General features: G+C 70.6%; 11 protein-coding genes and 2 pseudogenes. 9 read left to right on the top strand and 4 right to left on the bottom strand.

What is annotated here, in order from left to right; all coding sequences use genetic code 11:
* Window positions 1-105 precede the first annotated feature (105 nt).
* Window positions 106-3,876: a S8 family peptidase gene (locus tag IEZ19_RS34975; protein WP_189315406.1), complete on the top strand. Its 3,771-nt coding sequence runs from the start codon at window positions 106-108 to the stop codon at window positions 3,874-3,876.
* Between the two features lie 114 nt (window positions 3,877-3,990).
* Complete coding sequence (locus IEZ19_RS34970; protein WP_189315405.1) at window positions 3,991-4,989, top strand: helix-turn-helix transcriptional regulator; 999 nt, start codon at window positions 3,991-3,993, stop codon at window positions 4,987-4,989.
* A gap of 108 nt (window positions 4,990-5,097) precedes the next feature.
* Here the strand turns inward: IEZ19_RS34970 and IEZ19_RS34965 are convergent.
* Together IEZ19_RS34965 and IEZ19_RS34960 are read right to left on the bottom strand one after the other, a co-directional pair.
* Window positions 5,098-5,322: pseudogene (locus tag IEZ19_RS34965) on the bottom strand (LuxR C-terminal-related transcriptional regulator); the annotation flags it as partial.
* Window positions 5,291-5,701 carry a dehydroquinate synthase/iron-containing alcohol dehydrogenase family protein gene (locus IEZ19_RS34960; RefSeq protein ID WP_189315432.1) on the bottom strand — a complete coding sequence of 137 codons (411 nt, stop codon included), beginning with the start codon at window positions 5,699-5,701 and terminating at the stop codon, window positions 5,291-5,293. The gene IEZ19_RS34960 and the pseudogene IEZ19_RS34965, both read right to left, overlap by 32 nt.
* 3 nt (window positions 5,702-5,704) lie before the next feature.
* On the opposite strand from IEZ19_RS34960, the pseudogene IEZ19_RS51370 reads away from it, so the two are divergent.
* The 5 genes and pseudogenes from IEZ19_RS51370 to IEZ19_RS34940 all read left to right on the top strand — a co-directional run.
* A pseudogene (locus IEZ19_RS51370) lies at window positions 5,705-5,800 on the top strand (malonic semialdehyde reductase); the annotation flags it as partial.
* Window positions 5,801-6,156: 356 nt separating this feature from the next.
* Window positions 6,157-7,089, top strand: a complete 933-nt coding sequence (locus IEZ19_RS34955; RefSeq protein ID WP_229841189.1) for a GNAT family N-acetyltransferase — start codon at window positions 6,157-6,159, stop codon at window positions 7,087-7,089.
* Window positions 7,086-8,426 (top strand): ABC transporter substrate-binding protein, encoded by a 1,341-nt coding sequence (locus tag IEZ19_RS34950; RefSeq protein WP_229841188.1) that lies wholly within the window; start codon window positions 7,086-7,088, stop codon window positions 8,424-8,426. The genes IEZ19_RS34955 and IEZ19_RS34950 overlap by 4 nt, the downstream gene beginning before the upstream one ends.
* Complete coding sequence (locus tag IEZ19_RS34945; protein ID WP_189315404.1) at window positions 8,420-9,379, top strand: carbohydrate ABC transporter permease; 960 nt, start codon at window positions 8,420-8,422, stop codon at window positions 9,377-9,379. The genes IEZ19_RS34950 and IEZ19_RS34945 overlap by 7 nt, the downstream gene beginning before the upstream one ends.
* Entirely contained in the window at window positions 9,376-10,245 is an 870-nt protein-coding gene (locus IEZ19_RS34940; protein WP_189315403.1) for a carbohydrate ABC transporter permease, read from the top strand. The genes IEZ19_RS34945 and IEZ19_RS34940 overlap by 4 nt, the downstream gene beginning before the upstream one ends.
* Window positions 10,246-10,266: 21 nt before the next feature.
* On the opposite strand, the gene IEZ19_RS34935 is transcribed toward IEZ19_RS34940, so the two are convergent.
* The gene (locus IEZ19_RS34935; protein ID WP_229841186.1) at window positions 10,267-11,460 is read right to left on the bottom strand and encodes an ABC transporter substrate-binding protein; all 1,194 of its coding nucleotides are present in this window, start codon (window positions 11,458-11,460) and stop codon (window positions 10,267-10,269) included.
* 98 nt (window positions 11,461-11,558) lie between these two features.
* Window positions 11,559-12,998 (bottom strand): gamma-aminobutyraldehyde dehydrogenase, encoded by a 1,440-nt coding sequence (locus IEZ19_RS34930; RefSeq protein WP_189315401.1) that lies wholly within the window; start codon window positions 12,996-12,998, stop codon window positions 11,559-11,561.
* Window positions 12,999-13,169: 171 nt separating this feature from the next.
* Here IEZ19_RS34930 and IEZ19_RS34925 point away from each other — a divergent pair, with 171 nt between their 5' ends.
* The gene (locus IEZ19_RS34925; protein ID WP_189315400.1) at window positions 13,170-13,688 is read left to right on the top strand and encodes an Lrp/AsnC family transcriptional regulator; all 519 of its coding nucleotides are present in this window, start codon (window positions 13,170-13,172) and stop codon (window positions 13,686-13,688) included.
* Window positions 13,673-15,055, top strand: a complete 1,383-nt coding sequence (locus IEZ19_RS34920) for an aspartate aminotransferase family protein (protein ID WP_229841184.1) — start codon at window positions 13,673-13,675, stop codon at window positions 15,053-15,055. Before IEZ19_RS34925 ends, IEZ19_RS34920 begins: the two co-directional genes overlap by 16 nt.
* Window positions 15,056-15,159 lie beyond the last annotated feature (104 nt).

Below are 15,159 nucleotides of genomic sequence, written 5' to 3'. Positions count from 1 at the left end.
CATGTCCCACCTGTGCCACGGGAATCCCTGGCACCCGGATCACGGTCACCGGATTCTGTCGAACGTGTGAACTGCACCCCGCGAACGAGAGAAGGCACGGGACTGATGAGACGTAGACGCCTGTTGGCGGCCATATCCACGGGCCTCGCGCTCACGGCGGCGGCCGTGGCACCCGTGTCCGCCCGCCCGGCTGCCGCGGGCGGTGCCGAGGCCGCCCCCGCCGGCAGCCCGGCGACGGTGCGGCTGATCACCGGTGACCGAGTGACCGTGACCAGGGAGTCCGACGGCCGCCAGCTGGCCGCCGTGGAACCCGGGCCGGGACGCAGGGGCATCGTGTTCAGGACGGTCGAGCGGAACGGACATGTGACGGTGCTGCCGTCCGACGCGGCACCGCTGGTCGCGGCCGGGCAGGTGGACCGGGCGCTGTTCGACGTGACCGCTCTGCTGGCACAGCGCTACGACGAGGCCCACACCGACGCGCTGCCCCTGATCGTGGGCCGGACGGGCAGCGCCTCGGCCAGGGAGGTCAACGCCCTGACGGCACTGGCCGGTGACGGCTCCCCGGTCCGCACGCTCGGCAGCATCGACGCGCGGGCCCTACGGGTCGCGCCGCAGGACCTCGGCCGCTTCTGGAAGGAACTCGCCCCGGCGGACGGGCAGTTCAAGGCCTCCTCGCTCTCCGCCACCCCGCGCGTGTGGCTGGACGGCCGGGTGGACGCGGCGCTCGACCGCAGCACCGCGCAGATCGGCGCGCCGGATGTCTGGGAGAAGGGCTACCGCGGCGAGGGCGTCAAGGTGGCGGTCCTCGACACGGGCGTCGACCAGACGCACCCCGACCTCGCCGGCCGGATCGCCGAGGCGAAGGACTTCACCGACAGCTCGGGCACGGGTGACGTGTTCGGGCACGGTACGCACGTCGCGTCGATCGTCGGTGGCACCGGCGCCGCCTCCGCGGGCAGCCGCAAGGGCGTCGCGCCCGCCGCCGAGCTGCTGGTCGGCAAGGTGCTGGGCGACGACGGCTTCGGCACCGAGTCGCAGGTCATCGCCGGCATGGAGTGGGCGGCGGCGCAGGGCGCCAAGGTCGTCAACATGAGCCTCGGCTCCGACGACGCGACCGACGGCACCGACCCGATGAGCCTGGCGCTGAACGAGCTGAGCAAAAGCAGCGGCGCCCTGTTCGTGGTGGCCGCGGGCAACAGCGGTGAGGCGGGCACGGGCACCGTCGGTTCGCCGGGCGCGGCGGACGAGGCGCTGACCGTGGGCGCGGTGGACCGTGACGACTCCCTCGCCCCCTTCTCCAGCCGTGGCCCGCGTCTGGGCGACGACGCGGTCAAGCCCGACGTGACCGCGCCCGGCGTCGGCATCGTGGCGGCCCGCGCGGCCGGGACCACGCTGGGCGACCCGGTCGATGAGCACTACACCGCCGCGTCCGGCACCTCGATGGCCACCCCGCACGTGACCGGTGCGGCGGCGCTGATCGCCCAGCGGCACCCCGACTGGAGCGGCGAGCGGATCAAGGACGCGCTCGTCAGTACCGCGCACACGGTGACCGGTCAGCTGGTGACCGAGCAGGGCGGCGGACGCATCGACCTGCCGGCCGCGGCCCTCGGTCCCGTCACGGCCACCGGCGGCCTCACCCTCGGCTCCTTCGAGACCGGAGCGGCCGCGCGCACCAGCACGCTGACGTATTCCAACTCCTCGGACAAGGACGTCACGCTGACGCTCCAGGCGCACCTGGCCACCGCGGGCGGTCAGACCGCTCCGGCCGACGCCGTGCGGCTGGGCGCCGCCTCGGTGCGCGTTCCCGCGGGCGGCACGGCCGAGGTGCCCCTCACCGTGGACCCGGCCAAGGCCGGGCGCGGCAAGTACTACGGCTACGTCACCGGCACGGACGCTGCGGGCACGGTCTCGGTCCACACCACGCTCAGCCTGGTGGTGCACGGCCCGGTGCACCGGCTGACCGTGAGGACGTACGACAAGGACGGCAACCGGATCCAGGCCCTGCCGACCATCTGGGGACCGGACGGCTTCGTCGGCTACACGGACGCCGACGCGGCGGTGGCCGAGGTCGAGGAGGGCACCTACCAGCTGAACGAGACGTTCCTGGACACCGCGAGCGACGGCCAGGAACTGCGCGAGGTGGTGCTGCCCGAGGTGAAGGTCACCAAGGACACGACCGTCACCCTGGACGCCCGCGCCACGCGTCAGGTCCAGATCCGCACGCCCGAGCCGGCCGAGCAGCGCGGCATCCTCAGCTACCAGACGTACCGCGAACTCGACGGCCAGAGCCTGCTCCAGGGCACGATGTACTTCGACCTCGCGAAGCGGCTGTACGTCAGCCCGACGTCCCGAGTCCACGACGGCACCTTCGAGTTCGTCTCGCGGTGGCAGCTCGTCGCCCCGCTCCTCGATCTGACGTCCCCCGACGGCAAGCTGAACGCCTACTACATGCCGGCGTCCCCACTGCTCGACGACGGCGCGCGGACCCTGACCGCGGTCGACGCGGGCGACGCGAGCGCGCCCGACTTCACCAAGGCGCGCGGCCGGGTCGCCGTGCTGACCAACGAGCAGAACGTGTACGAGAAGGACGTGATGGCACAGGCCGCGGCGGCCGGTGTTCGAGCGGTCGTCCTCGTCCACTTCGCCGACATCTCGTGGACACGCTGGAGCCCCGACGGCGACCGCTGGGCGGTCCCGGCGATCCGCATCGGCAACAGCGCGGGGGCCGCACTCCTCGACAGGATCCACCACCGGACCACCGAGCTGACCTTCCGCACCACGGCCCGCAGCCCCTACCTGTACGACGTCGAGCAGGTGGCCAAGCAGCAGATCCCCCAGCAGGTCGTGTACACGGTGTCCGAGCGCAACAGCACGGTCGTGCACACCACGTACGCCGACAACGGCGGCACGGGCTGGGCGAGCGAGCAGCGCTTCGGCTGGCGGCCGAGCCAGCAGACGGCCTGGCTGCAGTACACCCGCTACGTGCCGACCGGCTTCGAGCGCACCGAGTACGTCACCGCCGGCGACACGACCTGGCAGCACCTCGTCCACCACACGACGACGTTCGACGTCGACATGCCGCTCAACGCGGGCATGCGGGACGAGCCGCGCAGCTACCGGGCGGGCGCCCAGGAGCACGAGACGTGGCAGGGCTCGGTCGTACGGCCGTCGATCCCGGCCGGTACCGCGACCCCGACGGTGCGCAACGGCGACGTGCTGCGCCTGCGGATCCCGGAGTTCACGGACTCGCAGCCGGGCCACTGGTCGCGCCTCGAGGCCGGGAGCGGGGACGGCGGCGTCGGCGGCTTCGGCGGCCGGGCGGCCGAGCCCGCCGGTGACTCAGCCACGGCCACGCTGTACCGCGACGGCACCCGGCTCGCGGATCTCGGCAACGCCTGGACGGACGCCCTGGTGCCGTCGGCCGCGGCGAACTACCGCCTGGAGCTGACGACTTCACGCAACCTCCCGGGCTGGACGTACGGCACGGCCACCGAGACGTCGTGGTCGTTCCGCTCGGCCAGGACCGACAAGGCCATGCCGCTCCCCCTCCTCCAACTCGACTACGCACTCCCGGTCGACGCGCACAACACGGTCGGCAAGGAGGGCGGGTACGGCCTCGACGTGTCGGTCCGCGCCCAGCAGGGACTGCCGGCTCCGCGAGGGCTCCACGTCCAGGTGGAGACGTCGTACGACGACGGGAAGACCTGGCACACGGCGTCCGTGCGCGGCCGGGACGCCGACTCCTTCCGGGCCTCCGTGCAGGGGCTGCCGAAGGGCCGTAGCAGCGCGTACGTGACGCTGCGCGTCACCGCCGAGGACGGCTCGGGCAACAGCGTCCGGCAGACGGTCCGACGGGCCTGGCTGCAGCGGTCGTGATCCGGTGAAGTCCGGTGGGCGGGCGGGCCGTACCCGGCCCGCCCGCCCGTCGGCCTCCCCCTGTAGTACCGTCTTCAACCGCCCGGGCCATGGCGGGCGGGGAGGACGGCCGAGATGCTCGAAGCAGCTGGGGTCTCGCATGTGCAGGAGTCGGTGTACCGGCTCCTCGTGACGTCCGGCCGGGCGACGGTCGACGACATCGTCCAGCGCACGTCCCTGTCCCGCGACGAGACCGTACGGGTCCTCGACACGCTCACCACGATGGGCCTGGCCAGCCACACCGACGGCGCGCCGCGCGTGTTCCGTGCCGTACCGCCCGACGTGGCCCTCCTGCCCCGCATCAAGAGCGGCGCCGACGCGCTGGACCTCGCGCGCGTGGAGGCGGCGCGGCTCATCGAGACGTACCAGGACACGATGCGGCGGCACGACGCCGGGCAGCTCCTCGAAGTCATCACGGGCGCCGAGGCGCTGCGCCGGCTTCTGCGGCAGATCCAGACGAACGCGCGGGACGAGATGCTCTGGTTCTGCAAGGCGCAGTACGTCGCGATGCCGTCCGGCACCAACCGCGAGGAGTTCGAGGCGCTGGCCCGGGGCGTCACCTACCGCGTGCTGTACGAGAAGGCGTTCTTCGACGACGAGGGAGCCGTTGACAACGTGGTCGCGGGCGTCCGCGCGGGTGAGGTCGCCCGCTCCGTCCCCCATCTCCCGCTCCGCCTGGCCGTGGCGGACCGCTCGGTCGCGATCTTCCCGCTGGTGCCCGGCGGCCCCAACGGCAGCCCCGACGAACCGACCACTGCCCTGGTCCGCGACAGCAACCTCCTCAGCGCCCTGATAGCCCTGTTCGAGAGCCACTGGGACGACGCGGTCCCCCTGGACGTCGACGACACGGGCAGGTTGGAGGCGGACGACACCAACCCGTCCGCGCCGCTCTCCCCGACCGACCGCAAGGTGCTGTCCCTGCTGGTGGCCGGAGTCGCCGACAAGGCGATCGCGTCCCAGATGGGCCTCAGCCGCCGCACGGTCCAGCGCCACATACAGCGCATGATGGAACACGCCGGAGCGGGCACCCGCATGCAACTGGCCTGGCAGGCCGCGCGGCGCGGCTGGCTGTGAGACTGCTCGGTCCGCCCCGTCGGCGGCTCCGCCGCGTTCGACCGCCGGCCGGGTCAGTTCGACCCGGGAGTTGATGCCGAGCTTGGTGAAGATGTGCTTCATGTGCGTGTTGACCGTGTGCACGGACACGTAGAGCCGGTCGGCGATGGCCCGGTTGGTGAGGCCGTCCACGACGAGCGGGATCAGTTTCCGCTCGGATTCGGTCAGGTTCGCCCACTCCGGGTGGCCGGTCGTGGGGTCCCGCAGTGCTCTGGGGGCGCCGAGCCGCCCGGCGAAGTCGAAGAGACCGCTCGCGGCGTCGTCACCCGGCAGCGCCCGCGCGATGCGCGCCATTGCTTCGGGGGCCGCGGGTGCGTTGTGGGCGACCACGTGCGGCAGGACGACCGCGTGGGGTTCCGACGTGCGAAAGCCCGAACGTGCCGCCCAGGACATGGCACACCTCGTGGTGCAGGGCCATGCCCACCGTGCCGAGGCACGTGCCCGCCGGCCACGCGCCGTACAACGCGTCCGCCCGCGCCTCGGCGTCGTCCGGACGCCGCGCGACGATCGGAAGGGACCGCACGAGGGAATCGAGCGCTTCGCCGGCCATCAGGAAGGCGACCGGGTCCCGGTCCTGTGCGTAGAGGGCCTCGACGGCGTGCGCCATCCCGTTGATGCCGCTGACCACCGACGTCGCCGCCGGAAGCGTGAGCGTCAGATCGACGTCGTGCACCCTGTGCTCGCCGTGGTGAACATCGGCGAGCCGGGCGAGAACGCATGGTTCCAACGACTGCCACGCCTCGCGTACGACGAGGTGTTCACGACGGAGTGAATGCGGACGCTGCCCTCCGGTCCCGTTTCGGCGGTAGAACCGCGATCCAGGGAACCGACGGCCCGCCGGGCCGCCCCGTCCGCCGCAAGAGTTACGGCAGCCCCCTTCCCCTCCGAACCGTGACAAACCACTGCTAAATTCCACAACCGGCGAGCGCGTGGTCTCCGACCGCCGCTTCGGGATGTCACCGGCGGACGGGGCAGAGGATGAGCACGGACGGGCGTGTCACGGCGACGACCGACATCGCACGGCTGCACGCGTCGCCCGGTCCCGCCGGGCCTGGCCGGCTCGAGCCGGCGACCCACTCGACGACCGATCGCACGACGCCATCCGGGGCCGGTATGCGTGGCTTTCGCGTGGGTGACGGCCCGCGGCTGGTGGAGGCATGGCGCAGGAGCGCGCCGGCCGATCCCCTCTCCCCGGACCGCTTCCGCTCCCTGGTGCTGCTCGACGCCAACTTCGATCCGGAGGGGCTTCGGGTCGCCGTCGACGGCGACCGTGTCCTCGGCGCCGCCTACGCGGTGCGCCGGCTGACGCCGATGACCGGCACCGACCTGGAGCCGGACCAGGGCTGGATCCCGTTCTTCTTCGTCGACCCGGCCGCCCGCGGGCGCGGCCTCGGCCGTCGGCTGCTGACCGACGCCCTCGACTGGCTGCACGGCCACGGCCGCACCCGGGTGGACTTCTCCTCGTACACCCCGAACTACATCCTCCCCGGCCTGGACGCCGAGGCGTACCCGGAGGCGGCCGGGCTCCTAGAGTCCCTGGGCTTCCGCACGCTCTACGAGGCGGTGGCGATGGACCGTGGACTGGTCGGTCATCGCCTCCCGGAGGATGTCGCGCTCCGTCTGGACGAACTGACGGCACGGGGCTACCGGTTCGCCACCCCGTCCGACGACGACCTGGTGGACCTGGTCGCGCTCGCCGGAAACCACTTCAACCCGGACTGGGCCCGCGCGATCCGGGAGTGTCTGGCCGCTGGAACGCCGCTCGACCGGGTCGTCGTCGTCCGGGACCCCTCTGGCCGCCTGGTCGGCTGGGCGATGCACGGCGCGTACGAGTCGGTGGACGAGCGGTTCGGTCCCTTCGGCGTGCTGGACGAGATGCGCGGCACCGGACTCGGCAAGGTTCTGCTCCACCTGGTCCTGGAGCGGATGCGGGCGCGCGGTGCGCACTCCGCGTGGTTCCTGTGGGCCGGCGAGCGGTCTCCGGCGGGCCACCTGTACCGCAAGGCCGGTTTCACCACGACCCGGGTGTTCCGCGTGCTGCGGCGGGAGGCCGCCCGGTGACACCGCCACGACGCGGCACGGCAGCAGGCGGCCTGAGCCGCCGTCACTTCGCGCTCACCCTTCCCTCGGCGCTGCTCGCCTCCGGATGCGCGGCGCCGCACCAGGGCACCGGGCGGCCCGGCGACCCGGTCGTCCTCACCCTGCTCTCCCACTACGCCAGCGGGGAGCTCAAGGAGGCACTGCAGGGCCCGGTCGACGAATGGAACGCCACCCACGACCGGGTCAAGGTGCGAACAAAGGCCGTCGAGTTCACGGATCTGCTGACCACGTTCATGGTCCGGCAGGCCGCGGGCCAGGGCGCCGACATCATTCACCCGTACTGCCTGTGGAACGGCCAGCTCGTCCGGGCCGGCGTCCTGCGGCCCGCTCCGGCCGAGCACGCGGAGGAGATCAGGCGCGGCTACGGCAAGGCCGCGGTCGGCGCCGCGTCGGTGGGCGGCAACGTCTATGGCTACCCCACCGAGGTGCAGACGTACGCCCTCTACTACAACAGACGCCTGCTGCGAGGGGCCGGCATCGGCAGCCCTCCCCGCACCTGGCGGGAGCTGGAGGAGGCGGCCCATCGCACCACCAGGCGGGACCGGTACGGCAACACGCTGGTCCAGGGGTTCGGGCTGTCGACCTACGACGACTCCACCACCGTCGGCCAGACGCTCGCCCTGCTCAACGCCGCCGGCGGAACGTTCGTCTCCGCCGACGGCAGGAGCACCGCCATCGACTCACCGGCCGGCCGGGCCGTGTTCGATCTGGAGCACCGCCTCGTCACCCGAGGCGCGAGCGCGCCCGGCGTCAACGTCTACAAGGCGTTCCCGTCCGGGCAGGTCGCCATGGTGATCAGCGCCGGCTGGTGGACCGGGAGCCTGCAGCCCCTGATGGGCAAGGACTACGGCGATGTCGGCGTCGCGCCCGTGCCGGTCCCCGAGGCGGGCGACCGGCACGCCACGCTCTCCACCGGCTTCATGCTCGGGGTCAACACGGCCAGTGAACACCCGCGCGAGGCATGGGAGTTCCTGCACTGGCTCAACACCGAGAAGGTGAGCGCGAAGAAGGGCACGACGGCGACCCGGATGAGCGCCCTGCAGGTGTCGGTCGGCTCCCTGACCGGCCGCGCCGACGACATGCGGACCCTCCTGGGCAAGGGCGGCGATCCGAACCTGCACCCGTTCCTGGACGCGCTGGCGTACGCGGTGCCGGAGCCGAACGTGCCGGGCGCACAGCGGGCCAAGTCGCTGCTGCGCAAGAACATCGAGGCGCTCTGGACCGGTCAGCAGTCGGTCGACGAGGCGCTGCGCACCACCCGCCGTCAGGTGGATCAGGAGGTGTCGCGGTCATGGTGAACGTGCTGACCCCGGAGGCGACCGAGCGGGCGCACGGCGCCCGGTCCGCCGCACCCGCCCTCGACAGCGGCGGCAGGGCCCGGCGCCGCCAGGCCGTCGTCGCGTATCTCTTCCTGGCACCGACGCTGCTCTTCTTCGCGGTCTTCCTGATCCTGCCGCTCGGCTTCGCGCTGCTGCTGTCGATGTCCCGCTGGGCCGGGTTCGGCCTCGGCGACATCGAACCGGTCGGCCTGGACAACTTCACCGGCCTCTTCGCGGACGGATCGACGTTCCTCACGCCGATCCTCACCAACACGCTGCTGTTCGCCCTGGGCACCGTGACCCTCGCGCTCGCCGGCTCCGTGCTCGTCGCCACGTGCATCGACAAGCTGCGGTTCCAGGGGCTGTGGCGCACCCTGTACTTCCTGCCGATCGTCACGACCGTCGTCGCCGTCGGCAACGTATGGAAGTACATGTACGAGCCGGGCGGTCTGGTCAACGGCGTCCTCAACGCCCTCGGGCTCGACTCGGTGGCGTTCCTGCAGGACCCGGACACCGCGCTGCCCTCGGTCGTGGTCGTGCAGGCCTGGGCCTCGGTGGGTTCGGCGATCCTGATTCTGACCGCCGGGCTGAAGTCGGTTCCCGGGTCGTACTACGAGGCCGCCGCGCTCGACGGCGCCGGGCCCGTGACCGTCTTCTGGAAGATCACCCTGCCCCTGCTGCGGCCGTCCCTGCTGTTCGTGTGCGTCACCCAGTTCCTCGCCGGCCTGCAGTCGTTCGCGCTGATCACCGTGATGACCGGCGGCGGACCGGGCGACGCGACCGATGTGGCCGCGCTGGAGATGTACCGGCAGGCCTTCTCCTACGGCGAGTGGGGCACCGCGAGCGCCGCCGCCTTCGTACTGTTCGTGGTGGTCCTCGTGGTCACCCTGGCGCAGTTGTGGATCTTCCGGCGCAAGGGGGAGGACGCGTGATCCGCCGCCGTTTCCCGTGGCTGTCGTATCTGCTGGTGGTGACCGGCGCCGTACTCACGGTGGTGCCGTTCCTCGACATGGTGATGACGTCCTTCAAGGGGCCCGGCGAGTCCGGCACGCTGCCGTACCGGTTCCTGCCCAAGTCGTTCGACCTGTCCAACTACCGGGCGGCGATCGACCAGTTGGATCTGCCGGTGCTCTTCCGCAACAGCGTCGTCGCCACCGCCCTGATCACCGGATCGGTGTTGCTCACGTCGTCGCTCGCCGGCTACGCGCTCGCCAAACTCCGCTTCCCCGGCCGGGACTTCGTCTTCCGCCTGGTGCTGTCGACGATGATGTTCCCGCCGTTCCTCTTCTTCATCCCGCACTTCCTGATCCTGGTGCACTGGCCGCTGGCGGGCGGGAACGACCTGCTCGGGCGCGGCGGCGCGGGCCTGACCGTCAGCATCGCGGCGCTCGCCATGCCGTTCCTCGTCAACGGCTTCGGGATCTTCCTGATGCGCCAGTTCATGGTCTCGATCCCGGACGAGGTCCTGGAGGCCGCCCGCATCGACGGGGCCGGCGAGTTCACCGTGTGGTGGCGGATCGTCGTACCGCAGACCAAGCCGGTCCTGGTCACGCTCGGGCTGCTGACCTTCGTCGACGCCTGGAACGAGTACATCTGGGCCCTGCTCGTCTCGACCGCCGACCCGGACGTGATGACCGTTCCCGTCGGCATCCAGCTCCTGCAGGACTATGTCGACCCGACCCGCACGATGCCCATCGTCATGGCCGGCCTCGTGCTGAGCATCCTCCCGGTGCTGATCCTCTTCCTGCTGCTGCAGAAGTACTACATCCGCGGCGTCATGCTGAGCGGCCTCAAGTAGCCACGACGTCTCCGCCGGGCTTTACAACCCCACGATCCCGTTCCAGCGCTTGGCGAACTCCACGCGCTCCGTGGACGTGATGTCCCTTGCGATGGCGAGGCGTTCGCGCATGACCGAGTCGGGGAAGATCAGGGGGTTCTCGGCGAGGGCCGCCGTCTCCTCGTCGTCGGACCCCGCCAGGACCGCCTGGGCCGCCGGGACCGGGCAGACGTAGTTGACCCAGGCGGCCAGCTCCGCGGCGACCTCGGGGTCGTAGTAGTGGTCCACCAGGCGCTCGGCGTTGGTCTTGTGGCCGGCGCGGTCGGGGATCATCAGGGAGTCCGACCACAGCTCCGCGCCCTCCTCGGGGACGACGAAGCGGATGTCGGGGTTGTCGGCCTGCAGCTGGATGACGTCGCCGGAGTACGCCTGGCAGGCCAGGACATCGCCGCTGACCAGGTCCTTGGTGTAGTCGTTGCCGGTGAAGCGGCGGATCTGGCCTCGGCGGACCTCCTTCTCCACCCGGTCGCACATGGTGTGGAATTCGTCCGCGGTCCACTTCGTGATGTCCACCCCGTCGCCCTGCATCAGCAGCGCGAACGCCTCGTCGAGTCCGGAGAGGAGGGTGACCCGGCCCTTGAGGTCGCCCGCCCACAACTCCTGGACGCCACGGATCTCGCGGCCCAGCTTGCGGCGGTTGTAGGCGATGCCGGTGATCCCCGACTGGTACGGCACCGAGAACCTGCGGCCCGGATCGAAGGCGGGCGAACGCAGCAGCGGGTCAAGGTACTTCGCGACGTTCGGCTGGCGGCCGCGGTCCATCTCCTGGACCCAGCCCAGGCGGACGAACCGCGCGCACATCCAGTCGCTGATGACAACGAGGTCGCGGCCGGTCGACTGGTGGTTCATCAGCGCGGGGCTGATCTTGCCGAAGAACTCGTCGTTGTCGTTGATCTCCTCGACGTAGTCGACGGAGATCCCGGTGCGCTTCTCGAACACCTCCAGCGTGGGCCGCCGGTTGGGGTTGTCGTCGTCGGTGTCGATGTAGAGCGGCCAGTTCGCCCAGGTGAGCCGCTTGTCACGGGCGGACACGTCGGCGGCGGCACGATCGCCGGGCTCGACGTACGCGGCGGGCACCCCGCAGCCGGCGAGACCGCCGGCCACGACGGCACCACCGAGCACACGCAACAGGGAACGCCGGGAAACGAAGCGGGGAAGCGCAGATGTCGGGGGCACCACCGCAGCATGCAGCGATGCCCCCTGAACGGACAATCGACGGTGCGTCGAGCGCATCACACGGGGCCCGACACCTTGTCGACGAACTGCCCGGGCGATCAGCCGTCGAGCGACGTCATCACGTGCTTGATCCGCGTGTAGTCGTCGAACCCGTACGCCGAAAGGTCCTTGCCGTAGCCGGACTTCTTGAAGCCGCCGTGCGGCATCTCCGCGACCAGCGGGATGTGCGTGTTGATCCACACACAGCCGAAGTCGAGCTTCTTGGACATCCGCATCGCGCGCGCGTGGTCCTTGGTCCACACCGAGGACGCGAGGGCGTACTCGACGCCGTTGGCCCACTCGACGGCCTGGTCCTCGTCCGTGAAGGACTGGACGGTGATGACCGGGCCGAAGACCTCGTTCTGGATGATCTCGTCGTCCTGCTTGAGGCCCGAGACGACGGTCGCGGCGTAGAAGTAGCCCTTGTCGCCGACCCGCTGACCGCCCGCCTCGACCTTGGCGTGCGCGGGCAGCCGCTCGATGAAGCCGGAGACCTGCTTGAGCTGGTTCGGGTTGTTGAGGGGGCCGTACAGCACGTCCTCGTCGTCCGGCCGGCCGGTCTTGGTCTCGGCCGCCGCCTTCGCCAGCGCCGCCACGAACTCGTCGTGGATGGACTCCTGGACGAGGACGCGCGTCGCCGCCGTACAGTCCTGGCCGGCGTTGAAGTAGCCCGCCACGGAGATGTCCTCGACGGCCTTGGCGATGTCGGTGTCCTCGAAGACGACGACCGGCGCCTTGCCGCCCAGCTCCAGGTGGACGCGCTTGAGGTCGCGCGACGCCGACTCGGCGACCGACATGCCCGCGCGGACCGAACCGGTGATGGACGCCATCGCCGGGGTCGGGTGCTCGACCATCAGCCGGCCGGTGTCGCGGTCCCCGCAGATGACGTTGAAGACGCCGGCCGGGAGGATCGAGCCGATGATGTCGGCGATCAGGACGGTGGAGGCCGGGGTGGTGTCCGAGGGCTTCAGGACGACCGTGTTGCCCGCGGCGAGCGCCGGGGCGAACTTCCACACGGCCATCATCATCGGGTAGTTCCACGGCGCCACCTGCGCGCAGACGCCGACGGGCTCGCGCCGCACGATGGAGGTCATGCCCTCCATGTACTCGCCGGCCGAGCGGCCCTCGAGCATCCGCGCCGCGCCGGCGAAGAAGCGGATCTGGTCGACCATCGGCGGGATCTCCTCGGACCGCGTGAGCCCGATCGGCTTGCCGGTGTTCTCGACCTCGGCGGCGATGAGGTCCTCGGCGCGCTCCTCGAACGCGTCGGCGATCTTCAGGAGGTACTTCTGGCGCTCGGCCGGCGTCGTGTCGCGCCAGGCGGGGAACGCCGCCGCAGCGGCGGCCATCGCGGCGTCCACGTCCGCCTGCCCGGACAGCGGCGCGGTCGCGTACGGTTCGCCGGTCGCCGGGTTGACCACCTCGGTGGTCCGCCCGTCGGCGGCGTCCCGGAACTCACCGTCGATGTAGTTGCGCAGACGACGCAGCTCGGTGCTCACTGCCGGCCTCCTGTGTGGGGTCAGAACTGTCCAATCGCTGAGACACCCACCCTAATCCGCGAGCCGACGTTTTCAACACCCCCATCGCCATCACCGCTGCGAAATCCGCAGCAGTCGACCACATAAACAACGAATTTCATCGATACGGCCTTGCGGAACTGTCGAGACGTCGTGCACAGTGAGGGCGTGGCCAGTCGAAGCGCAGACCAGAGGGACTCCGCCCGCGAGTCCAGGAACGGCACCCCGCAGTTGGATGCCGTCTCCCTCGCCATCATTCAGCAGCTCCAGGAGGACGGCCGCAGGCCGTACGCCGCGATCGGCAAGGCCGTGGGCCTGTCCGAGGCGGCCGTGCGCCAGCGGGTGCAGAAGCTGCTGGACCAGGGCGTCATGCAGATCGTCGCCGTCACGGACCCGCTCACCGTGGGCTTCCGCCGGCAGGCGATGATCGGCATCAACGTCGAGGGCGATGTCGAGTCGATCGCGGACGCGCTGACCGCCATGTCGGAAGTCGAGTACGTGGTGATGACCGCGGGCTCGTTCGACATCCTCGCCGAGGCCGTCTGCGAGGACGACGACCACCTGCTGGACGTCATCAACAGACGCATCCGGGCCCTGCCCGGCGTGCGCTCCACCGAGAGCTTCGTCTACCTCAAGCTCAAGAAGCAGACCTACATGTGGGGAACCCGATAACCGTGAGTTCAAAGGACCTCAGCCAGACCGCGTACGACCACCTGTGGATGCACTTCACCCGCATGTCCTCGTACGAGAACTCTCCCGTGCCCACGATCGTCCGGGGCGAGGGCACCTACATCTACGACGACCAGGGCAAGCGCTACCTCGACGGTCTCGCGGGCCTGTTCGTGGTCCAGGCCGGTCACGGCCGCACGGAACTCGCCGAGACCGCCTTCAAGCAGGCCCAGGAGCTGGCGTTCTTCCCGGTGTGGTCCTACGCCCACCCGAAGGCCGTCGAGCTGGCCGAGCGCCTGGCCGACTACGCCCCGGGCGACCTGAACAAGGTCTTCTTCACCACTGGCGGCGGCGAGGCGGTCGAGACCGCCTGGAAGCTCGCCAAGCAGTACTTCAAGCTGACCGGCAAGCCCACCAAGTACAAGGTCATCTCCCGCGCGGTCGCCTACCACGGCACCCCTCAGGGCGCCCTGTCCATCACCGGCCTGCCCGGCCTCAAGGCCCCGTTCGAGCCGCTCGTCCCCGGCGCGCACAAGGTCCCGAACACCAACATCTACCGCGCCCCGATCTTCGGCGACGACCCCGAGGCCTTCGGCCGCTGGGCCGCCGACCAGATCGAGCAGCAGATCCTCTTCGAGGGCCCGGACACGGTCGCCGCGGTCTTCCTGGAGCCCGTGCAGAACGCCGGCGGCTGCTTCCCGCCCCCGCCCGGCTACTTCCAGCGCGTGCGCGAGATCTGTGACCAGTACGACGTCCTGCTCGTGTCGGACGAGGTCATCTGTGCCTTCGGCCGCCTCGGCACGATGTTCGCCTGCGACAAGTTCGGCTACGTCCCGGACATGATCACCTGCGCCAAGGGCATGACCTCGGGCTACTCCCCGATCGGCGCCTGCATCGTCTCCGACCGCCTGGCCGAGCCGTTCTACAAGGGCGACAACACCTTCCTGCACGGCTACACCTTCGGCGGCCACCCGGTGTCGGCCGCGGTGGGCCTCGCCAACCTCGACCTGTTCGAGCGCGAGGGCCTCAACCAGCACGTGCTGGACAACGAGGGCGCGTTCCTCTCGACGCTCCAGAAGCTGCACGACCTGCCGATCGTCGGCGATGTCCGCGGCAACGGCTTCTTCTACGGCATCGAGCTGGTGAAGGACAAGAACACCAAGGAGTCCTTCAACGAGGAGGAGACCGAGCGCGTCCTGTACGGCTTCCTCTCCAAGGCGCTGTACGACAACGGCCTGTACTGCCGTGCCGACGACCGCGGCGACCCGGTCGTCCAGCTCGCCCCGCCGCTGATCTCCGACCAGGAGACGTTCGACGAGATCGAGCAGATCCTGCGCGCCACGCTGACGGAGGCGTGGACCAAGCTGTGATCAGCTGACGGTGTGATCAGGCCCGGCCCCGGCGCCGTCCGTTCGAGTGAGAACGGCGGCCCGGGGCCGTGTGCTGTCCGGCCTCCCGCCGGGACCTGCCTAGC

The organism is Streptomyces brasiliensis (assembly GCF_014647875.1).
In the GTDB taxonomy this organism is placed as follows: Bacteria; Actinomycetota; Actinomycetes; order Streptomycetales; family Streptomycetaceae; genus Streptomyces; species Streptomyces brasiliensis.
This window is presented reverse-complemented; position numbering and strand designations above follow the sequence as displayed.